The organism is Curtobacterium sp. MCPF17_003 (assembly GCF_003224385.1).
GTDB lineage: Bacteria > Actinomycetota > Actinomycetes > Actinomycetales > Microbacteriaceae > Curtobacterium > Curtobacterium flaccumfaciens.
Genome location: NZ_QKLC01000011.1, coordinates 70,672 through 93,183 on the forward strand (window position 1 = coordinate 70,672; position 22,512 = coordinate 93,183).

Sequence of the window (22,512 nt, forward strand, 5' to 3'; positions counted from 1 at the left end):
CAGTCCGTCAGTCGGTCGGGTCAGCTGCCTGCGGACGCGGTCTGGACCAGGCGGACGGCCCCGCCGGACGACGCGTAGCCGCGACCAACGGTCAACGCGACCGGCGCACGGCGCGGGAGCGTGACCCCCAGGAGCTCACCGTCGTAGTCGACGTCCGGTTGCAGGAGCACGCCGCACCGCGACTTGCGGACGGCGCGGGTCCAGTGGCTGTAGAGCGACCGGAGGTCGGCGGACCGCCCGGCGGCGACCACGCACAGACCGGGACGCTCCGTCGCGAGCAGGGTGGCGATCGCCTGGTCGCCGTCGTCGAAGCGTTCGGCGTCGTCGACGAGCAGCAGGACCGGACCGCGCTCGAGCCGCAGCCCGGCCAGCAGTGCGGGGACCTCGTCGGGTCCGACGGCGATGCGGTCGAACGCTCCCGAGGCGAGCGGTGACCGACGGTCACAGATCGCCCAGACGGCCGGGCGGACGCCCTCTGCAGCGCGCGCCAGTGCCGCCAGCGCCAGCAGGACGGTCGACTTGCCCGAGCGGGCCGGCCCCGCGACGAGCACGTGTTCGCCGTCGTAGACCTCGAGCGTGGCCGGAGCGAGGTCGTCCTCGGCGATCCCGACCGGCAGCCGCCACGGCTCGCTGGTGAACACCGCGTCCGCGCCGAGCTCGTCGACCAGGACAGCGTCGGGCAGCCGCCCGACCGCACTCGCCTTCGCGGCGGTGCCGGACCAGCGTTCCGCGAGGCGCTCGACCGCCTGCGCGAGCGGGACGTCGGGCGTCGCCACGTGCGACTGCAGGCGCAGGACCGAGTCGATGAAGCGACCGGGTACCGGCGGCGGGACGTCCTTGGGGCGGACGCCGATCGAGGCGTAGTCGTACGGGTCCGCCAGACGGAACATCCACTTCTGGGTGGTCACTTCGTCCATCGCGGACGGCACGGCCTTGGCCCGCGTCGTCGACACGGCGAACGAGATGCCCAGCGCGGGCCCCTCGGCGTAGACGCGGTACAGGGCATCGAGCAGCAGCTGGCCCTCGAAGTCCTGGTACTCGTCGCGCAGGGCCGCGAGACCGTCGATCAGCACGACGGCACGGCGGCCGCCCGGAGTGGCACGACGGCGCTCGAGCTCGACGCGCAGGTGGCGGAGGAACCGCGCCTGCAACTCCCCCGCGCCGGCTCCGGAGCCGACGTAGGCCGTGGTGTGCGGCAGCCGGGCGAGCGGAGCGAGGTCCCCGGGACCCATGTCGAGCACGAGCAGGTCGAGGTCCTCCGGACTCGTCGCGGCGGCGAGCTGCAGGGCGAGGGTGGCGAGCGCGGTGCTCGTCCCGCTGCCGGGGATGCCCATGAGCATGAGGTTGCCCTCGTCGAGGTCCCATCCGGTGGTGACCTGACGCTGGTGGTCGGGGTCGTCCGCCAGGGCGACGGGCACCGTCCGCGACGTGTCAGCGGCGTCGGCTGCCGCCAGCGCACCCAGCTCGACGCGGTCGCCGAGTGCCTCGGGCCAGATCGGGCGCGGCGGGGCGTATCCGGCGGCGGCGTTCGCCTGCCCGATCGACTCGATGAGCTGGTCGAGGTCGGTCACGTCGGACGCCGTCGGAGCCGGGGCGGGCATCGGCGCGGGAACGCCGAAGACGTCCGTCGGTCGGACCGACACCGGCTGTTCGGCGCGTTCGTCACGGGCTCGGCCGGTGACGAGGGCTGTCTGCACCGGGGTGATGTCGTCCTGCCCCAGCTTCACGTAGGCGCGACCGGTCTGCTGGCGACCGATGCCGGCGGCCGCGGGGACGCCGATCACGTTCGTGGAGTCCTCGCGGCTCTGCACCCGCAGCGCGACACGCATGTTGGTGTTCGCCAGGATGTCCTCGCTCACCACGCCGGCCGGCCGCTGGGTGGCCAGGATCATGTGGACGCCGAGTGTGCGCCCGACCGCCGCGACGGCGACGAGCGAGGTCAGGACGTCGGGGAAGTCCTTCGCCAGCATCGCGAACTCGTCCACGACGAGGAGCAGGCGCGGCATCGGCTCGTCCGGCTTCGTCGCCAGGTAGGCGTCGAGGTTGTCGATGTCCGCCCCGGCTGCGGCGAACACCCGCTGACGCCGCTCGAGCTCGGCCTCGAGCGCACGGATCGCCCGGTCGGCGAGCTGCTCGTCGAGGTTGCTGATCGTGCCGATGGTGTGCGGCAGCCGCTCGCAGGCGGCGAACGCGGCCCCGCCCTTGAAGTCGACGAGCAGGAAGTTCAGGCGCGTCGGGTCGTTCCGCGCAGCGAGCCCGGCGACGAGCGACCGCAGGAACTCGCTCTTGCCCGAACCCGTCGTGCCACCGACCAGGCCGTGTGGTCCGTCGCGGACGAGGTCGATCTCGAGGACGCCGCTCTCCGACGACCCGATCGGGGTCGAGAAGCCGGTGCGGGCGTCCCAGGCCGTGCGGATCGCATCGGCGGGGCTCGTGCCCGTCGGGGTTCGCGAGACCGTGTCGTCGCCCGCGAGCAGCTCCGGCAGGCGGACGAGCGACGGCAACGACGCCCCCGGCACCAGCAGTTCGGGATCGTCGAAGTGCGCCACACTGCGGGCGCTCCGTTCGGCGGTCTCGGCGCTGAGGCCGGCGAGCACGACGTCCTCGACGCGGGTCCGGTCCTCCGGCCGGTAGACCGTCGCTGCGGCGTCGGCACCGACCGTGATGATCGTCGTGCAGGCTGCGGGGAGCTGCTGCTCGTTGGTCGCGATGACGATCCCGCTCACCCGTCGGGGCTGCTCGCCGGGACGGAGCGACTGTCCGGGCACGGTGCGCCCTTCGCCGAGCAGGTTCCGGGCGGGTGCGTCGCGGCCCTCGGTGAGCACTTCGGAGTCGACCACGACGAGCAGGTTCGGGGTCGGGAGTTCGTCGAGCGACTCCCGCAGCCCCCGGAGCATCGCGGCGCTCTGGTCGCGCTGCGCCGACATCCAGCGGGCACCGGTGCTGCTCCCCGCCACGCGCGCGTGCGGCAGCCAGGAGGCCCACCCCCAGTCGTCCGCGCGGCCGGCGTCGCAGAAGATGCCCACCGTCAGGTCGGCGGGCCCGCAGTGCACGGTGGCCTGCGTGAGCAGACTGCGCGCCAGTGCGAGCGCGCCCTCGCGGTCGCCGACGATCCCGACGACGCCGGCGTCGGACAGGTCGGCCACGACCGGCGCAGCGGTGAGGCGGCTGTCGGCGATGGCGGCCTTCGCCTCGTCCTCGAGCTTGGACGACGCCGCCCGCTGATCGAGTTCGGGGCGCCACGGTGCGTCACCGGTGCCGGCGTGCAGGCTCAGGAAGTCAGCGTCCTCGGAGCGTCGCTGCCACAGCAGGGTGGTGGGGAGCTCGGCCCGGCGGACGACGGTGGCCGGGTCGGGGACGAGTTCCTGCCGACGGGCCGCCTCGACCGCCGCGGCCTCGGCGATCTCACCCCGGAAGGACTCCACCGCCTCGGCGAAGCGGGTGTCCTCATCCTTCAGGTTCTTCGCCCGACGGTGCTTCTGCTCGAACCACATGCCGATCGCGGTGACCGGCGACAGCAGCGCGAAGAGGGCGAACCGGGCGTCGCCGAGCAGGAGCACCATCGCGCCGGCGAGGACCAGAGGCGCTGCGACGGTGATCCAGCTGAACTTCGAGGCCTGCGGGACCTCGCGCTTGGCCGGTGGGTCGACGGTCTCGGTCTCGGTGTTCCGCCCGGCTCGGGGCGGGCGGTTGAACGGCGCGGTCGCCGCGGGCGTCAGGTTGGCCAGGGAGCCCGCGGCCGGCACGGGGACCTCGTCCAGCGCTGGCCGGACCAGCAGCACGGCGCCGCCCACGATGACGCTCGTGGTCCCGGTGAGCAGGACTCCCTCGGCATCGATGCGCTCGCCCGCGATCACGGTGCCGTTCGTCGACCCGGCGTCACGCACCCGGACCCCGTCGTCCTCGCGCTCGATCGTGCAGTGCTCCCACGAAGCGCTCTCGGTGGGCAGCACGACGTCGGCTTGGGGCGCCCGGCCCACGACGAGCTTCCGGCTGCGCGGGACCGGTACGACGAGACCCGCCTCGAGTCCCCCGGCGAGGGTGACGCTCCACCCGTCGATCGTCTGCGGTCGCTCCTGTGGTGCGCGGCCGATGCGGGACCCCTCGAGCAGGACGAGGTCGCGCAGCGGGGTCGCCGCACTGGTGCGGTGACCGTCGACCGCGAGGGTCGTCTCGGCATCGAGCTCGACGCCGATCGCCGCCGAGAGGAGCTCCCCCAGCGAGGACGCGCCGGACCACCCGTCGACCTCGACCGCTTCACGTCGGTCGTCGAGCTCGATCAGCAGGCGCATGCTCGCGGTGTCCTTCTCGGGTTGTGCGTGGGTGGGTCAGCGTGCGGTGGAGTCCTCGAACCACACCAGCGAGGTGGCCTGAGCCGCGTCGTCGCCGGATGCGTCTTCGGAGCCAGCAGCGGCGGCGTTGTCGGGTCGGAGTCCGAGTGGCTGTGCCGAGGCCGCCAACACCGTCGCGGACGCACCGAGCGCCTGCTGCCGCGTGAAGTCGAGCGCCGGACCGGCGATGCCCGCCGCGGAGTCGAGGTCGAGCGCGGCGAGGGCATCGGTCACGTCGGAGGGCTCCGTGCTGCCGGACTTGCCGACCGCGCGGACCAGGGCGACGACGGCATCGTGGCTGCGGGCGTCCGCTGCCCCGGCCACCGCCGAGAACGGCCGGTCGCCCGTCAGGTTCTGAGCGTCGGCATCGTCGGCGAGCACCCGGACCCCACCGAGGAACGCGGACATCGCCCGACCTTCGGCGTCCGAGGAGAGCGCCCGTGCGTCGTCGGTGGCCACCCCGACGGTGCGGAAGGAGCCGCTCAGGCTGCCGCCGGCATCGATGAGTGCGGCGCCGAAGGCCGGACTCGTCGCGTCCGGGGTGAGGACGACCGACACGGTGACGTCTGCGGCCTGCAGTGCCGCCACCAGGGCACCCTGTCGTTGCGCGGACCCGCTGACGACGACAGCGTCCGAGTCCGGCGTGGCCTTCGGGTCGGCGTCCGCGGCCTCGGCGGTGTCGTCGTCTGCGTCGGTCGCGCCGGTCCGCGAGGCGATGGTCGCGGCGAGCTCCGCGGTGTCTGCGGTGTCGTCCCCGTCGAGGACGTGCGCCACTCGGAGGTCTGCGGGCGCGCCACCGCCGAGGTTCACCAGGAGCGGCGACTTCGCGTCGCCGAGCGCCGTCGTCATCGCGGCGCCGATCGACTCGGCGGTCGGCGCGGTCGACCACGAGTCCTTCTCGGCCGAGGCGTAGGGCACCACCACCGGGATGTGCTTCTCGGCCGCCGTCGTCAGCGCTCCGGAGACGTGATTGCCGGACGACGCGACGACGATGCCCGCGACGCCGCTCTTCGCCAGGGACTCCACCGCGGTCTTCGCCCCCGCGGACGTCCCGCCGTCGTTCTTCGTGACGAGGGTGATGTCGGTCCCGCCGAGCGCCAGTCGTCGCTCGGCCACCAGGGCGCCCTGTGCCGCCTCGTTCCACTCGGACCCTTCACCGTCGCCCAGGGTGACGACGACGCCGATCTTCGTGGTGTCGGGGACGTGCTTGACGGTGATCCTCACCGGCACGGTGGCCGGGACAGCCTCGGCCGGCGTGCTGCTGCCGATCGCCCGGAAGGTCAGGACGGCAGCGACCACCGCGGCGACCAGGAGCACCGCGATGGCGGCGATGACCAGCGGACGGCGATTACGCGGACGTCCCGCCTCGGTGCCGTCGGACTCGTCGATCGTCTGGTCGCTCATCGGTCCGCCCCGATCCGGAAGGTGTACAGCGTGGTCGAGGTCGCGCTGGCCGGCACCTTGAGCTGGAAGGCGGGCAGCGTCGTCGCGGCGTCGAGGGAGGCTCGGAACTGCTCCTGCTGGAGCAGGATCCCGGCGACGTCCTCGGCGCGGACGTTCGCGTAGCCCGCGGCGTTCTGCGATGCCAGGGCGAGCTGGTAGTCGGCGGAGTCGGACTTCGCCGCGCTCGTGGCCATCGCGCCGAGGATGCCGGATCCGTTGACCTTGCGGTCGCCCAGGTCGAGCATCACCCGGTTGAGGTCGCCGGTGAGCAGCGTGGAGGCTCCCTGCACGTCGCGCGTCGAGGCGCTCGTGCTCGCAGCGATCTGCTCGAGACTCGAGGCCGTCTGACGGTCGACGGCGGATGCCAGCTCGGAGCCTTCCTGCTCGAGCGTGCCCTTCTGCTCGTCGATCGTGCCCTTCGAGTCCTTCGTGACCTCGCCCGAGGTGGACCGGAGCCCGGCAATCGACTTGTCGAAGGCCGAGATGACCGCATCACGGCTGCCCTTCGCAGTCTCGCTGACCTGCCGCACCTGCTGGTCGATGATCTTCTGCACGTCCTTCTCGGACTGCGTCGATGCGTCGGCGAAGGCCTTGCGGACGGCGTCCTGCAGCTGGGTCTGCTGCGTGCTGATCGCGGTCAGCTGGGTGCCGACCACAGCGCTCGACTTCGTTGCCTGCTCGACGAGTTCCTGGAGCTCCTGCGCCGCTCCCTCGACCGAACCACCGTCGTTGCGCACCGCCCGGCGGACCTCGGCGATGCCGTCGTCGAGCGCGTCGACGTCGTCGGACAGCGTCGTGACCGCGGCACCGATCCCGGTCTCGGAGCGGAGATCGGTCGCCGCGACCACCGCGTCCCACTGCTTCGCCTGGTCCCTGAGGCGTTCGTCCATCGGGGTGCTGAAGCGTCCACCGGGCTGCAACGTCGTGCCCTCTTCGGCGCCGGGGCACGGCGTGGCGGTCAGGTACCCGCGCAGCGCATCGGCCTGCTCGGCGTCGAGTTGGTCCGTCGCCGCGAGGGCGCAGAGCTGGTCGGCGACCTCGAGGTTCTGCGCCTGCATCGAGGTGCTGAACCGACCGTCGCCGGCGTTGCCCACCAGCCCGCGTGCTGCGACTGCCTGCCGGTTCACCGTCGTGACGGCGTCGCGCACGGGGCCGAGGTCGTCGGCGGTCTGGTCGCGGAGGTCTTGCAACGCCTGCAGGGTGCGCGCGACCTCACCGGTGCCGTCGGCGCCGAGGGCCTGCACGGCGGTGTCGATCTCGCCGAGCTTGGCGCGCAGGGCGTCCGACTGCTCAATCGCCATGTCCGCGAGCTTGGGGTCGAGCTGGTCGGCGAGCTGCTGCCCGGTGCTGACCAGACCGATCAGCGAGGTGCTCACCGCACGCGACGAATCCCAGAGCGCGCAGGTCAACGATCCACGGGCCTCCTGAGGGGCGCACGTCGTCTCGTCCGGCGACGCCGGGCCGACGGCGCCCGCCAGCTGCCCGCTCACCTGCTGCTTGCACGCCTCGCTCGCATCGGCGTAGCCGGTGAGCTGCGCCGAGACGCGGAGGAGGTTGCCGTAGACACTGCCTCCGGTGGACTGGGTCTTCGGCGTGGCCGCGCACCCGTTGCCGTCGAGCACCGTTGCCGGCGCGGTCGCGGACGTGTCCCCGAGCAGGCTGTCGAGGCTCGTGGTGGTCTGCTGGAGCTGCTGCAACACCGTCGACTGCGTGGCCTTGACCGTGGTGCCGAGGTCGCTGTTCAGGGAGCCGAGCTGTCCGGAGAGGGACTGCATCGTGCTGGCGAGGGAGGAGCTGCTCTCCTTGAGGCGCTCGGCTGTGCTGACGCCGAGGGTCTCCGACGTCGTCTCGAGGTTCGACCGGACCTCGGTGATGGTGCCACCGGCACGCGCCAACACCTCGTTCACCTGGGAGATGAGGTCGATCGTGCGGCGCTGGAGCGCGATTTCGGAGTCGCTGTCGGACCCGAAGGCGGCGTTGACGACGCCCGTGGAGGACAGGTCCGTGGACAGCCCGGGCTGCGCGGCGACGTCGATGGTCGGCGCGGTGAAGTCCTCGACGTCGGCGACGAGGTGCAGCGTGCTGCTCGCGCCGGAGGTCGGCGGGGCGAGCAACCGGCCCCACTGGACGACCGCGTCGCCGTCCTCGTTGGTGCTCACGACACCGTCGGTCGACGAGCCGGAGTCGGCGGAGTCCGTGACGACGCGGTCGGCGGCGGTCCCCGCCAGCACGGTCGACGCAGCGATGCTGAAGGGCGCGCCCACGAGTGCCGGGGTCGACCGCGACGTGCCGGCGACGTCGTAGGTCAGGTTCTTCGACGTGACCGTCAGGTTCTCGATCGTCAGGTCGATCGACACCCGACCCGAGTACCCGTCGAGGTCGGCCAGATCCGTGCCGGTCTTCTTCTTGGTCGAGTACTGCGTCGTGATGCGCAGTGGCAGGTCACTCGCCGCCTTCGCGGGGTCGTGCTCGGTCGTCGCCGACGAGGAGTCCTTGCCCGCGACGGAGATCGCGGTGTCCGAGATCGACGTGATCGAGCCGTCCGCGGCGAGGCGCGTGTCGACGGTCTGCAGGACCCGCGAGGGGTCGGCAACAGGCTTGTCGTCGGAGGTGCAGCCGGCGAGCACCAGCGCTGCGATCCCCATGACGGCGACCGTCCCCGCGATCCGTCGTCCGGTCCGTCGTGCTCCGGTGTTCCCGGCACGCTGGTTCATCACGGTCTTCCCCCCAAGAGAATCGTCGAGCACATCGATGCTAGTTGCTGAACGGCGTCAGGTCCGGGCTGGTCCGCCCCGGGAGCCACCCCCGTTCGGGCCACAGCTCGCTACTGAAATCCAACATAGAGCATCCGCGACGATGCTCGGGCCTGTCCACAGGGCGCTGATACTCTGCACGCATGATCCAGGGGGACCAGGGCATCACGCCCTTCGAACGGCGCACGAACGCAGGAACGGGGGCGGACCGGTGAACATCAACCTTTCGCCGGTGTTCATCGCGCTCATTGCCATGATCACCATCCCGGCCGCCGTCAGCGCGCTCGTTCGTCAGAACGACCGGAAGCGGCCACCGTCCACCGTCGTGGGCGACGAGGCGTACGGCGTGCTCTTCACCGTCCGGGCTCGCCGGTTCAGCTACCTGCTGCTCCGGATCATCGGGATCGTCGTCATCGTCGTGGGCGGGTTCTTCTTCCTGGTCACGCTCAGCGTGCTCGACGACCCCGACGCGATCGGGATGCTCATCGCCGGCGTCGGCATGGTGCTGTTCGGTCTGCTGTTCGTCTACCTCGGCGTCGGGCAGAAGCGCCGTCGCGTCGAGGCGTACGACTCGCAGCTGGTCGTGACGCCGATGTTCCGTGCCGCGCGGACCGTCGATCCGGCGGCGATCAAGCGCATCCGGCCCACCACCAACCGGTTCGGTGGCCTCGACATCAAGGTGAACGGCCAACGCGGCGTGATCAGCGTCCTATCGATCGACGCCGCCTATCCCGAGCTCTGCGCGTGGCTCGAGCAGCGGGCGCCCGCGCAGTGGGGTGAGTTCGCCGGGGCCTTCGGGCGCTGACCGGCGTACTGCTGCTGCACTGGGCCGACGGACCTGTCGCGATCCACACCCCACACAGCACATGCGCCCCGCAGTCGGACGTCTCGAAGACGACCTGCGACGTCGACGAGCCGGTGCCCTTCACGGAGTGAGACGAGCCCGCAAGACTGTGCGCGGAGCTGACGGTGCGAGTCGTTCAGTCCTGGATCACTCGACTGCAGCCCCGGTGTCCGTCGTGCGGTACGGGCCAATGTCGCGTCGCACCGCTTCGGAAAAGGCCAGCACCAGCGCCCCCAGCTCGCTCTCGTAGGGCCAGGTGTCGGCAACAAGGCGGGCTGCGCCCTGTATCCCCCTGCGGTACCCCGAATGGTCGGGCGGCTGCTCGGACACGGCGACGAGAGCAGATCGTACGGCGGCTATCTGCAAAGCCGACGCGGCGTCCTCGACGGCGTGATCGTCGAGTCGCTTGAGCAATTCCGACAATGTCATGTTCTCCCGTGCCCCTTCAGCGCCGGAACAACGAGTCCATCACGGAAATGTGCGCGTCGCCCGCAGCAGCGCGGAGAGTGACCGCTGGAACGCTTCGGTCGCAGGGACATCGCCCGCGCCGTCAGGCGTGACCACGAACATGTCGCCCATGCCCCCTGCCCCCGAGTTCGACGCGGAGTAGATCCTTCGGTAGATCCGCCGCCGAGCAAGCCGCGCTTCCTCCACGCGAAGCGCCTCGGCCTGGCGGAGGTAGAAGCCCTCCGCTTCACGAGCCTCCATCCGACCGAGGAATCCGGCTACCTCGTTGCACAGCGTGACGACCTGGACACGTGTTCTCCTTCGTCTCAACATCACCGCTCCGGCTCACTCGTCGTTTGTGCTGTCACGCGGTCCGCGCCGGGGCGCCTCCGAGGCGGGCACTCCGGTGTAGCTGTAGATCTCCGGCGCTACCTTCAGGATCTTGAGACCGGCACGCAGCCGGAACGAGCCCGCTCCCCGCTTTTGCTGATTCAACCGTTCAGGTCACTGACATCAGATGAGAATCGTCGTACGCACCCAAAGCGATCGGCGCTACGAAGAATGCCCAGATCGGGACGACAACGACGAGGAAGAGCAAGAGCAGGGCGACGGCGCGGTTCCGAAAGACACGCCGCCGGGCAACCTCCGTCCCAAGCCGAGTCTCAGCATTCGGCACGGTTGCGCTCTCCTTCTCCCGTCGCCGCCACTTCCGCCAGTGCCCTGATTCTTCGGGATTGGTCTCCGCCGCTTGAAGCAGCCCTCAACTGCTGCAATTCATTGCTTGTACTCAAAGGCCGTCGGATACCAATTCATCACCTGGAGCGCACCTCGGAACCGCCGCGAAGATGTGCCAAGCGAGAACTCGAACGTCCCGCCTCCGCACAACCCCTGCGCAACGCGCTCAATCGCGAAGGCGCGGTCCGGGCAGGCAGAGCTGAATCGCCCGATTGGCGAAGCCGACCCCAAAAGGAGGAAGCGGAATTCAAGCGGATTCAAAGCTCTTCACATATACGGCCTGACGAATCATGTTCAGGAATTTCGCATATTGAAGGACCCTTCGCCCACATCGAATCTGTAACGCCCTCGCTTGTCCACGCTTCGGGCGATTTTGTCCTCGTTGTCACGCGTGACACCCCACTGCAACACGAGCGTCCCACAATCTGAAGTCTCAAACACAACTTGAGATGTCGACGATCCAACGCCCTTCAACGAACGAGACGAATCAACGCTGCTGTGCGCCGAGCTGACGGTACAGATCGGGCTAACCCGGTGCCCCGCGTCGTACGCCTTCAACGTAATCGGCCCAACGAAGAAGCCGAGCAATGGAAACAGGACAACAAACACCAGGACAATGGAAGCTAAGGCCCTCCTCCTACGCGCAAGCCTTCTCTGCACTGTGCGATCAGGCGCCGATCTCGTCAACTACAACTCCGATGTTCCGTGGTTCTCATCAGCGGGCGTGGAGACCAATGGTCTTCCGGTGCGTTTCGTCGTACGTGCTCAACCAAAATGGCCATACCAGCAGCACTACTTGCGACACCACGACTCCAAAAGCCCAGACGGCCAGGGCCGTCCAGGCCCTTCGACTCGCCTTCTTCGGGGGCTTCGTCCTTCCCTTCCGCGCGGAACAGCGTCCCAATCGCCCAGCAGCGTCAAACTCGGACGACACCACTCCCGAGGGTCCGTCAAGCGAGGTGGTCCGCGCATCGGCATCGCCGCCAAAGCCCCCCGACACGGTTCAAGCTTATTCGTGAGCTACGTAGGACTGCACGATCACCGGTGTCCGGACGGTGTGGAGCACTTCCCGCCACTTGAACGACCCAGCCCCGATGCGGAATTGCACACGTCCGGCGGAGCTCAACTCGTCCGCGATCTCCTACTTGTTCTGCTCAGTCACTCCGCGTCGCAGCACCAGGGGGCCACAATCTTTCGTGTCGACTTCAACCTGATCGAATAGGGTCCCGACACCCCTCGAGGAAGTCGAGCCACCTGATGAGGCCTCAGCCTTCTGAACTTCGCAAGTCTCCTCGATCTGGTGCGATCTGTCATACGCTTCAAACAGCTGCCCGCCACCGACGATGCCGATCGTGACGAAAACCGCAAGACCGAGAACGAAGAAAACGAGAATATTTCCCCTTTTTCGTTTCCTCCGCAGAGCATCAGCACCCCGAGCTTCTTGTTCCAATCACTGCCCCTTTTCCGTCGACCCTGCTACGCGCCTCGGCGTCGAGTGCGTCTGACCTTCTGCTTCAGACAACAGCCCGTTGGCAGCTCCTCGCACAGGCCCGTTGCCTCCGAGCCGCATTCATTCGTTCACGCCGTCCCGCAAGCCGCCCACGAAGTGACCGACTCCAGCCGTCACTTCCTGCCGGTGAACTGCGCGGTTGCAAGCCTCAACGACTCGTCGGCAGGCAACCTTGTACTTCTCGTCTTTTTTCACTCACTTCAGAGTCGCAGCCTCCGTCGGATCGCTGCCTCGGATCTGACCCTGACCACTAGATGACGAAACAATCGGGATCGCTCGACATCTGGGGAACCATCGTCACAAGTGATATAACGATCGGCTAGCGTACCCGACCCCTCGCGAAGCATTCCTTCGACGTCCGCCAGTGCCCTGACTCTTCGGGCCTTGTCTCCGCTGCGGATGGCGATCACATCCTGCTGGAACGCCCTGGCGTAGTCCACCTCTTGCATGCTGAGAAGCAGAGGGACGAGCTGCTCAATTCTTTCAATTGACTTACTCAACAGCACTCCTAGGAAAGCGGCCATTGGTTCACGATGGTGCCGGTGACACCCCCCGGCAGGTCGAGCAGCGACGTGTCGGCGATCTTGTGTGTCTACCTTCAGGTAGGAGAACGGCACCCCCAAACCAGTACGGCTCACCGTGGACCCGGCGTAGACCTCTGCGCTGGAGACGCTGCACGGCATGGTCTTCCGGTGCGTTTCGTCGTACGCGCTCATCCAATATGGCCATACCAGCAGCACTACTAGCGACACCACGACGCCGAAAGCCCAGACGGCCAGGATGATCCAGGCCCTTCGATTCCCCTTCTTCGGGGCTTCGATGCGGCGGTCGGCTCGCTCAATGCGATGACACTACGCAGAGCGGAAGCCGTAGGCGGTAGGCAGGCGATTGATCACGCCAAGAACCGAGCGAATAGCGTAGGACCCCGAGCCCACCTCAATCTCAACCTTGCCGCTCTCTTCCAGCGCGGTCGCAACCCGCTTTGAGTTCGCTTGAGTGATGCCTTGGCGCAGCAGAAGCGACCCGCAGCCCTTCGTACTTATTTCAACCTCTGCACGCGAACCACCAATCCCCGTTCGACTCACGTTACTACCAGTCTCTGCATGAGCGGACTTCACTTCGCAGGTTATCCAGGTGTGGTTCGCCGCGTCGTAAGCGTTCAACCACGCCGGTCCCACGAACACGGCAAGGATAATAAAGATCAATACGCCAAGGGCCGAGAAAAAACGAATCCAGCGCGATCTCGAGTAACCCCCACGGCTCGCATGATCCGAATCGTTCACGGTAGCTCGCGCGGTTCTACGGTCATTCATCGAGCACACCCTCTCAGTGTCCAACCCAACGTGGACCTTTCGCTCCGGAGATGAATCCTCCCATAGCGTCCGGGAGCAAGTCTGCCCCGCGGTCACCGTTGGGTCGCACGACTTCGTTGACCACGGACTGTCCCGCTCCGACAACGTGGTTGGCCACGAGGTCCGTGCTCTCGTTGACGAGCCCGGCGGCTCGAGAGGCGACGCCCTGCGCGTTCACCAGGGGCAGCCGAAGTTCGCCTGCCAGCTTGCCAGCGAAGACGCTCCCGCCTGCACCCGTGGCGAAGCCGCTACCGAATGCGTGCACATAGCCACCCAGGTTGCGGTTTTCGCCGTTTATGCCGTAGTCAAGCGTGTTCGAACTTGCTTGCTGCAGCCCTCCCGAGACCGCTCGCTGTCCCATCGAACCCACGGCGGCCCGCGCCACGTTCTGAACGCCTGAATTGCCGATGTTCTGAATTGTAGGGAGGGCAGCACGGGTCGCCTGCGTTCCGTACTTGGCGATCGTGCCAGCAGCACCACCGCCGACCAACCCAGCCGCGCCGCCGATCACCATCTGGATCCCAACTTTCCCCCAGTCGACGTTTCCCGTGTCCGGCCCCTGCTGAATGATCGAGATCCCCCCGGCCATGAGCGCACCCGACCCAGCCGCAGCGGCGGCCATCACTGCGATGTTCACTCCTGGAACGAACATGAGGGCCACAGCCCCGACAATCATCGCCGTCGCCAGGAGCGCCTGTTTGTGCTCACCGATCCATTTGCCGGCTCCTACGATGAACCCCTGGTTGGCATCCCGGTACGCCTGCATGTCGGCATCGGTCGCCGGCCGCAGCCCGAGCGGGTCGACGGCCTGCAACGGATCGTTGCCCGCGTACGAGTACGGGTTCCCCGACCACGCGGCACCCAGGATCGGCGCGAGCGGATCGACCGACAGGAAGCCCCGCGCCGCAGGGTCGTACACACGGGCGCCGAGCCACTCCAGCCCTGCGACGGACACCCCACCCGAGCCGGTCAGGGACACCCCCGCGGGCAGCCCGACGTCGGTGACGGCAGCGAGCGCAGCCCACGGGTCCGCAGCATCGGTCGCGCGAGCACTGCGCCAGGCGGGCTGCGTCACGGCATCGCCGATCGCGGTGACACCCCCCGGCAGGTCGAGCAGCGACGTGTCGGCGATGCTGATGAGCGACGGCACGACCGCGGCGGAGTCCCACCAAGCGGCGACCCCGCCCACCTCGGCGAGCTCACCGAGCGCGTCGACCCAGACGTCCAGCCGACCGGCCTCGGCGTACGAGGCGTCGCGGTCGACGACGGCAGCGAGGTACCCCAGGTCGGACCACGCGTACTCGGTGGTCGAACCATCGGCTGCGGTCCGCCGGATGCGTCGGCCGAGACCGTCGTGGACGTACTCGGTCCGGCCGGCCTCGGTGATCGTCGCGACCAGCTGTCCGGCAGCGTCGTAGTCGTGGCGCGTCTCGACACCACCGACGGTCTCGGCGACGAGTCGCCCACCGTCGTCGTAGGCCCACGTCGAGTCCCCGGCGCGCACGAGCTGCCCGGCGGCGTCGTACTCGTACGACACCGCTCCGGACGGTCCGTCGACCGCGGTGATCCGCGCGTCGGCATCGCGCTCGATCCGCGTGCTGGTGGCACCGTCGAGCGTGGTCGAGGTGTGCGCGACGAGGGTGCCTCCCTCGTACGACCACGACTGCACCAGGTCGCCCGTGGCCGCCTGGACGATACGACCCGAGGCGTCGTAGGAGAACGCGCCGGCAGCGGTGCCGTCACGGTCCACACCGACGACGCGGCCGACGGCGTCGCGACGGTAGGTGGTTCGGGTGCCGTTCGGGTCGACCCGAGTGGTGCGGTTGCCGTCAGCGTCGTACTCCCACGCGACGGACTGGTCGCCGCGGGCTCGGCGGACGAGCAGGCCACGGCGGTCGTGCTGCAGCTCGTGCTCGATCGTCCGGCCTGCACCACGGGTGTGGTCCGACACGACGACAGTTCGGTGGACGGTGTCGCGGGTGATCTCCGACTGCACCGCACCGTCGACGAGCACGGCCTGCTGGCGGCCGGCTGCGTCGTACGTCCACTCGGTGGTGCGGCCGTCGGGATCCGTCTGCCGGATCTGGCGCCCGGCCGGGTCGTAGGCCGCCATGGTGGTCCGCCCGAGCGGATCGGTGACGGCGACCACGCGGTCGACGGCGTCGTACTCCCGTCGAGTGGTCCCGCCGGCAGGGTCGGTGATCGTCACCAGGCGCCCGCGCTCGTCGTACTCGAACGAGGTGACCCCGTCGAGACCGTTGACGACCTGGATCAGCTGCCCGGCGGCGTCGTAGCGGAACCGACGACGGCCGAAGCGTGCGTCGTGGCTGGAGACGAGCCTCCCGGCCTGGTCGTAGCGGAACCGCGCGGTGCCGGAACCCGGAGTCGTCTGCGTGACCGCGCGCCCGACTGCGTCGTACGTGATCTCCTCGACCTCGCCGGTGGGCAGGGTCCGGGCCACGACACGGGAGTCCGCGTCGTAGGTGAGCGTCGTCCGCGCCCCCGCGGCGTCGGTGGCTGCGGCGGGACGCCCGCAGGCGTCGTACTCGTACGTGGAGCGCGCGCCCGAGGGGGCGACCAACGCGACGACGCGACCGGCGAGGTCGCGCTCGAGTCGGGTCAGTCCGCCTTCGCCGTCGACGAGTTCGACGGGGCGACCGGCGGCGTCGTAGGTGATGAGTTCGGAACCGGTCTCGTCAGACGTGGACTCGACGGGTCGGCCGTACTCGTCGAACCGGACGGTCGCGGTGTCGAAGGCGTCGCGCAGCGTCGCGACGCCGGTCGCGACGTCGTCCGAGAATTCCTGACGGACGCCCGTCGGGTCGACGGTCGCCCTCAGCTCGCCGACGACGTCGTACTCGCGACGCCAGGTCGCGCCGGCCGGGTCGGTGACGGCCTGGAGGCGCGACAAGGCGTCGTGCGCGAACGTCCAGACCGCGCCGCCCGGCAACGCGAGCTCCGCCAGGTTCCCCTGGTCGTCGAACGTCCGTGAAACGCGTCGACCCAGTGGGTCGGTCGTGGTCGCGAGTTCGCCGTTCGGGGCGTACTCGAGCGTCGTCCGTGCTCCGAGCGGGTCCGTGATCGCAGCGATCCGTGCTCCGGCGGCGTACTCGAAACGCCAGACGGCTCCGTCGGCGTCACGTCGTTCGACGAGGAGCCCGGCGGCGTCGTAGCGGTACTCGCTCCGTGCGCCGGAGGGGCTGATCGCGGCGACCGGGTGACCGGCCGCGTCGCGCTCGATCCGAGCGGTGTCGCCGACGGCGTTGGTGGTCGAGACGAGCTCACCGAACGCGTCGTAGGAAAGCGTCAGGACCACGCCGGTCGGGTCGACGACATGGGTGAGGGAGCCGTCCTGCCAGGTCAGCTCCGTCCGGCCGCCGACCGGGTCGACGATGACCGACGGGTCGCGGTCGTCGCCCACGTACTCGTAGCTCACGACGGCACCGGCCTCGGTGACGACCGTCGTCACGCGGTCCTGGTCGTCGTACCCGTAGGTCAGGTCGCCGCCGGACGGCGTGACGGTCCGGGTCTTCCGGCCGCGGTCGTCGTACGCGTGGACGGTCACCGACCCGTCGCGCTCGGTCGCCGACACCAGGTTGCCGTGCCGGTCGTAGCTCATGGACTGGCGTCGGTCGTCGGAGTCGATGACCCCGACGAGACGCCCCTTGGCGTCGGCGATGTAGGAGTTCGACCGCGAGCCGTCGTGGTCGGACACCACCGTGACGCGGCCAGGCAGGTACGCGAAGCGCACGGAGCGGCCGTGCGGGCTGATCTGTTCGACCACGCGGCGCTGGTCGTCGTAGGTGTTGTCGACCTCGACGACACCGGCCGCACTCGTGACCGTCGTGATGAGGTCGTCGTCGTTCCAGCCGTAGGTCCGGGTGCCGACGGCGTCGGTCACCGAGACGAGTCGGCCGCGCTCGTCGTACCCGTACTCGACCCGGCGACCGTCGGAGGCGCGGAGCACCGCCACCCGGCCGTCGATGTGGTCGATGTCGATCGAGCGCCCGCGCTCGTGCAGCAGGCGCACGACGACGTCGTCGGCGTCCCGCTCGACGCGGACCGTGGTGCCGGCCCCGCCGCGCTGTCCGAGCCACAACCCGGACGGCGAGAAGTCGATGCGCTCACCCTGGTTGTCGCGGACGACGAGCCGGTCGCCCTCGGCCGCGAGCCAGCGGTTCTCGCCGACGCCACGGGCCCACCCCTCGCCGTCACGTGGGAAGCGCACCTGACGACCGTCGGCGCCGACGAACGACGCGCCCTCGTCGTCGAGGAGCAGGCGGGTCTCGAGGATCGACGCCCACCCCGGACCGAAGAGGCCGACGTGCTGGTCGAGGGAGTTGTACATGCGGGTCACCTGCAGCGCCGCAGATGCACCGGTGAACGCCAGGTCGAGCTCCGGCTCGAGGAAGTTGCCCGTCGTGGTGTTCACCGGGTCCATCGAGAAGCCGGTGGTGGGCTGGGCGCCGTAGGCCGATGGTGGATCGAACTGCAGATCGGTGCGGGTCTGCGAGACGCCGGCCGCGGCGAGCGCGGCTGCGAGCCCGGAGTCCGCGACGGTCGAGACCTCGCCCTCGCCGCCGGCGGCCGCGAAGGCGTCGGCGACGGTGTTGGCCCACGTGACGTCCTGGTCGTTCGCCGCGATCCACTGCTCGAACGCCGTCACGACGCTGCCGGCGTCGATGTGCGCCCACGAGCACTTCGTGGCGAAGTCGGCGAGCTTGCCGCGGAGCGCCCCGGGCTTGCCGTCGAGGGCGCGGTTCAGCGTCGAGGAACCGGTCGCGAACGAGCGGAGGTCAGCGGGCCGGGCGGACGACGTGCCGCCGCCACCACCACCGCCGGCTCCGGGGTTCGGGGTCTCACGCGGCTTCGTCGTCACGGCCGGCGGGTCGAACTTCGGCGCCGGTTCGTTCTCGACGGTCGGCATCGGGTCGTAGTGGACCGTGTCGTTGAGGAAGTCCTGGAAGCCGTTGCGGCCGTCCTCGCGCTCCTGCCACTCGCGGGCGGTCTTGCGGCGCGCGCGCTCGTCCGCGGCGGCGGCCTTCATGGTGTCGATCCACCCGGCGATGGTCTCGAGGGCGTCGACGATGTTGGTGGCATCGCTCGATGCCGTCCCCGCGTTCTGCGTGAAGAGCTGCGAGAAGTGCCCGCGGAACTCCTGGGAGGCGGTCGTCACGTACGACTGCCTCGATGCCTTCTGTCCGCTGATCGCGTCAGCCGACGTGGTCAGCGAGCTCTTCAGCGCATCCGCGGTGGCATCGTCGAACTCGATCGGATCCGTGTTGGCGTGGATCTTCGCCATGGTCGTCCCCCCAGGGTCGGTGCTGGTCCTGCTGATCGTGCTGGTGAAGCGGCCCCACCGACCGCGAACGCCCGGACCGCCGCGAGTGCGACGGTCCGGGCGGGAACAGGCCGGTGCTTACGCGCCGCCACCTGCGGTGAAGATGTCCTGCGAGATCTTGTCGAGCTGCGTGCGGAGCTGCTCGAGCTCGGTCTTCGCCTTGTCCAGAGCAGCCTTGGTCTCCGGCCAGGTGGACCCGCGGAACGTCGCCGCGAGCGGGCCGTCCCAGACGTTCGAGTCGGACAGGATCCGGCCCTGGGCGTCGAGCTGGGAGATCTGGTCGGTGAAACCACCGTTGATGATCGACTGGACCTGACGGATGGCGGTCTTGGCCTGCTCGGTCGAAAGGACACGCGACATGATGAACCTCTTTCATTCGTAGCTGCACCCCCGCGCAGTGGAATCCCCCCGGAGGCTCTGACACGGCCCACCATACCCACAAACCCGGGCAGATGTCACCGTCGGTATATCGTGACCCTTCCTCCACATCCGAACGGTTCACCGCCGGTTTCCACAGCGTCCACCGAGGCCCCTCCGGCGGGAGGGGCCTGGTGGCAGGATGTGGGGATGGACACCGAACCGCAGCTCGACGGCGAATCCGTCGCACCCGACCTCGACGACTTCGACGAAGTCATCGAGATCGAGCACGAGTCACTGCCGACGGACCGCTACTTCGACCGCGAGCTCAGCTGGCTGCGGTTCAACCAGCGCGTGCTCGAGCTCGGTGAAGACCGCACGCAGCCCCTGCTCGAGCGGGCGAACTTCCTGGCGATCTTCGCGTCCAACCTCGACGAGTTCTTCATGGTCCGCGTCGCCGGCCTGAAGCGCCGCATCGACACCGGCATCGCCGTCCCGACCAACGTCGGCCGTGCCCCCAGCGACGTCCTGCGTGACATCGCGAAGAAGGCCCACGAGCTGCAGGACCGGCACGCCCAGGCCTTCATCGGGTCGCTCAAGCCCGACCTCGACGCCGCGGGCATCCACATCGAGCACTGGTCCGACCTCGACGAGGCCGACCGGCAGCGGATGCGGGAGTACTTCAACGAGCAGATCTTCCCGGTGCTCATGCCCCTGGCCGTCGACCCGGCGCACCCGTTCCCCTACATCTCCGGGCTCTCGCTCAACCTGGCGGTACGGGTCCGCAACCCGAAGTCGCAGCGCCAGGAGTTCGCGCGCCTCAAGGTGCCGCAGAACTTCTCCCGCTTCATCAAGCTCCCCGACGACAACTCCGGCCGGATGCGCTTCATCCCGCTCGAAGACCTCATCGCGAACCACCTCGACGACCTGTTCCCGGGGATGGAGGTCCTCGAGCACCACGTGTTCCGGGTCACCCGCAACGAGGACGTCGAGATCGAGGAGGACGAGGCCGAGAACCTCATCCAGGCCCTCGAGCGCGAGCTCCTGCGCCGCCGGTTCGGTCCGCCGATCCGCCTCGAGATCACCGAGGACATGGACCCGGTGACCCTCGACCTGCTCGTGCGTGAACTCGACATCACCGAGGAAGAGGTCTTCCGGCTGCCTTCGCCGCTCGACCTCGGCGGGCTGTTCGAGATCTCCAAGATCAACCGTCCGGACCTGCACTACCCCAAGCACGTGCCGACCACCCCGGTGCAGTTCCAGCCGGGTGAGCCGAACACGAAGCCCGACCTGTTCCGCGCGATCAAGGCGAACGACGTCCTGGTCCACCACCCCTACGAGTCCTTCGCCACGAGCGTGCAGGCGTTCCTCGAGCAGGCCGCGGCCGACCCGAACGTCCTGGCGATCAAGCAGACCCTGTACCGCACCTCCGGCGACAGTCCCATCGTCGAGGCGCTCATCGACGCCGCGGCCGCGGGCAAGCAGGTCCTCGCCCTGGTCGAGATCAAGGCCCGCTTCGACGAGCAGAACAACATCACCTGGGCCCGGAAGCTCGAGAAGGCCGGCGTGCACGTCGTCTACGGCCTGGTCGGGCTGAAGACGCACTCCAAGCTGGTGCTCGTCATCCGGCAAGAGGGCGGGACGCTCAAGCACTACAGCCACATCGGCACGGGCAACTACAACCCGAAGACCTCGCGCATCTACGAGGACATGGGCCTGTTCACGTCGGACGACACCGTGGGCAAGGACCTCACGCGCCTGTTCAACGAGCTGTCCGGGTACGCCATCGAGAAGAAGTTCAAGCGGCTGCTCGTCGCACCGCTCCACCTGCGCAAGGGGCTGCTCAAGCGCATCCAGACCGAGGCGGCGAACGCCCGCGCGGGCAAGCCCTCGGGCATCCGGATCAAGGTCAACTCGATGGTCGACGAGCAGATCATCGACGCGCTCTACCTGGCGAGCCAGGCCGGGGTGCCGATCGACGTGTGGGTGCGTGGCATCTGCTCGCTCAAGCCCGGCATGGAAGGCGTCAGCGACACCATCCGCGTGCGCAGCATCGTCGGCCGCTACCTGGAGCACTCGCGGGCATTCGCGTTCCACAACGACGGCGACCCGGCGGTGTTCATCGGCAGTGCCGACATGATGCACCGGAACCTCGACCGTCGTGTCGAGGCACTGGTCCGGCTCACCGCCCCCGACCACATCGCCGAGGTGCAGGAGATGTTCGACCTCGCGATGGCGGACACCGCGAGTTCGTGGCACCTGGAGTCCGACGGCGAGTGGACGCGGCACTCCACCGACGATGCGGGCCGTCCGCTCGAGGACGTGCAGAATGTGACCATGCGGAAGATCTCGGCCCGGAAGCGCTCGACTCGGTGAGCGGCGGTCCCTCGGGCCCCGTCGTCGCTGCGGGTGCGGTCGTCTGGCGCGAACAGGACGGCACACCCCTCGTGCTGCTCATCCACCGTGACCACCACAAGGACGTCTCCCTGCCCAAGGGCAAGGTGGACCCGGGCGAGGCCGTCCCGACGACCGCCGTGCGCGAGATCGACGAGGAGACCGGGTACCGCGTCCACCTCGGCGCACCGCTCGGCACCGCCGAGTACGTGCTGCCGAACGGTCGCGACAAGGTCGTGCACTACTGGGCGGCCCGGGTCTCGGCCAAGGAGTACGCCCGCGCCGGCGCCTTCGTGCCGAACCACGAGGTCGCGGCGCTCGAGTGGGTCACCATCGACGACGCCCGCAAACGCTTGACGTACGAGCGGGACGTCGCGATCCTCGACCGGTTCGCCGAGCGTGCCGCCGCCGGACAGCACCGCACGTTCGCCCTGATCACCCTGCGCCATGCGAAGACGGTGCCCGGCTCGGACTGGGACGGTCCCGACGCCACCCGTCCGCTGCTGCCCGTCGGCCGCTCGCAGGCCAAGGCCGCCGCGGCGCCGGTCGCGGCGTTCGGCCCGAAGAAGATCGTGAGCAGCACGGCGGCGCGGTGCCTCGCGACCGTCGAACCACTGTCCGCCACGACGAAGCTCGGCGTCTCGAGCACCCCTGACCTCAGCCAGGACGCCCACGACCGCGGAGCTGCCGACGTCAAGGGCGTCGTCCGGCGCCGGCTCGACAAGGGCAAGACCGCCGTGTTGTGCTCGCACGGCCCGGTGCTGCCCGACATCATCGCCCGGATCGCCACCGCGACCGCCGACGAGTCCGGCCGGTTCGACCTGCGCCGCGCCGCGATGCTGTCGGTCGGGGACTTCTCCGTCATGCACATCGCCGGAGACACGCTCGTCGCGGTTGAGACGCACCGCAACACGATCCCGGCGTAGCCCGCCACCGCCCGACCACAGTGCCGGCGGACCGCAGCGCCGCCGGGCCACAGCGCCGGCGGACCGCAGCGCCGCCGGG

General features: G+C 69.1%; 10 protein-coding genes. 3 read left to right on the top strand and 7 right to left on the bottom strand.

The window, feature by feature from the left end:
• Positions 1-20: 20 nt before the first annotated feature.
• From DEJ30_RS12235 to DEJ30_RS12245, 3 genes are read right to left on the bottom strand one after another with little or no spacing between them, the layout of a single operon-like run.
• Positions 21-4,292 (bottom strand): FtsK/SpoIIIE domain-containing protein, encoded by a 4,272-nt coding sequence (locus DEJ30_RS12235; RefSeq protein WP_110861791.1) that lies wholly within the window; start codon positions 4,290-4,292, stop codon positions 21-23.
• A gap of 36 nt (positions 4,293-4,328) precedes the next feature.
• Positions 4,329-5,735 carry an ABC transporter substrate-binding protein gene (locus tag DEJ30_RS12240; protein ID WP_110861793.1) on the bottom strand — a complete coding sequence of 469 codons (1,407 nt, stop codon included), beginning with the start codon at positions 5,733-5,735 and terminating at the stop codon, positions 4,329-4,331.
• Positions 5,732-8,419: a hypothetical protein gene (locus DEJ30_RS12245; RefSeq protein ID WP_146238582.1), complete on the bottom strand. Its 2,688-nt coding sequence runs from the start codon at positions 8,417-8,419 to the stop codon at positions 5,732-5,734. Before DEJ30_RS12245 ends, DEJ30_RS12240 begins: the two co-directional genes overlap by 4 nt.
• A 319-nt stretch (positions 8,420-8,738) precedes the next feature.
• On the opposite strand from DEJ30_RS12245, the gene DEJ30_RS12250 reads away from it, so the two are divergent.
• Positions 8,739-9,332: a hypothetical protein gene (locus DEJ30_RS12250; RefSeq protein ID WP_110861797.1), complete on the top strand. Its 594-nt coding sequence runs from the start codon at positions 8,739-8,741 to the stop codon at positions 9,330-9,332.
• Positions 9,333-9,518: 186 nt separating this feature from the next.
• On the opposite strand, the gene DEJ30_RS12255 is transcribed toward DEJ30_RS12250, so the two are convergent.
• The 4 genes from DEJ30_RS12255 to DEJ30_RS12270 all read right to left on the bottom strand — a co-directional run bounded on the left by DEJ30_RS12255 (position 9,519) and on the right by DEJ30_RS12270 (position 19,116).
• Positions 9,519-9,800 carry a hypothetical protein gene (locus tag DEJ30_RS12255; protein WP_110861799.1) on the bottom strand — a complete coding sequence of 94 codons (282 nt, stop codon included), beginning with the start codon at positions 9,798-9,800 and terminating at the stop codon, positions 9,519-9,521.
• Positions 9,801-12,914: 3,114 nt separating this feature from the next.
• A complete protein-coding gene (locus DEJ30_RS17885; RefSeq protein ID WP_146238583.1) occupies positions 12,915-13,346 on the bottom strand; it encodes a hypothetical protein in 432 nt (143 codons plus the stop codon).
• A 43-nt stretch (positions 13,347-13,389) separates the two neighbouring features.
• Entirely contained in the window at positions 13,390-18,717 is a 5,328-nt protein-coding gene (locus tag DEJ30_RS12265) for a DUF6531 domain-containing protein (protein WP_110861803.1), read from the bottom strand.
• Between the two features lie 117 nt (positions 18,718-18,834).
• Entirely contained in the window at positions 18,835-19,116 is a 282-nt protein-coding gene (locus DEJ30_RS12270) for a hypothetical protein (RefSeq protein WP_027466625.1), read from the bottom strand.
• 207 nt (positions 19,117-19,323) lie between these two features.
• Here DEJ30_RS12270 and DEJ30_RS12275 point away from each other — a divergent pair, with 207 nt between their 5' ends.
• Positions 19,324-21,489 carry an RNA degradosome polyphosphate kinase gene (locus DEJ30_RS12275; RefSeq protein ID WP_110861805.1) on the top strand — a complete coding sequence of 722 codons (2,166 nt, stop codon included), beginning with the start codon at positions 19,324-19,326 and terminating at the stop codon, positions 21,487-21,489.
• Positions 21,486-22,433, top strand: coding sequence for an NUDIX domain-containing protein (locus DEJ30_RS12280; protein ID WP_110861807.1), 948 nt, complete (start codon positions 21,486-21,488; stop codon positions 22,431-22,433). Before DEJ30_RS12275 ends, DEJ30_RS12280 begins: the two co-directional genes overlap by 4 nt.
• The last annotated feature ends 79 nt before the right edge of the window (positions 22,434-22,512 follow it).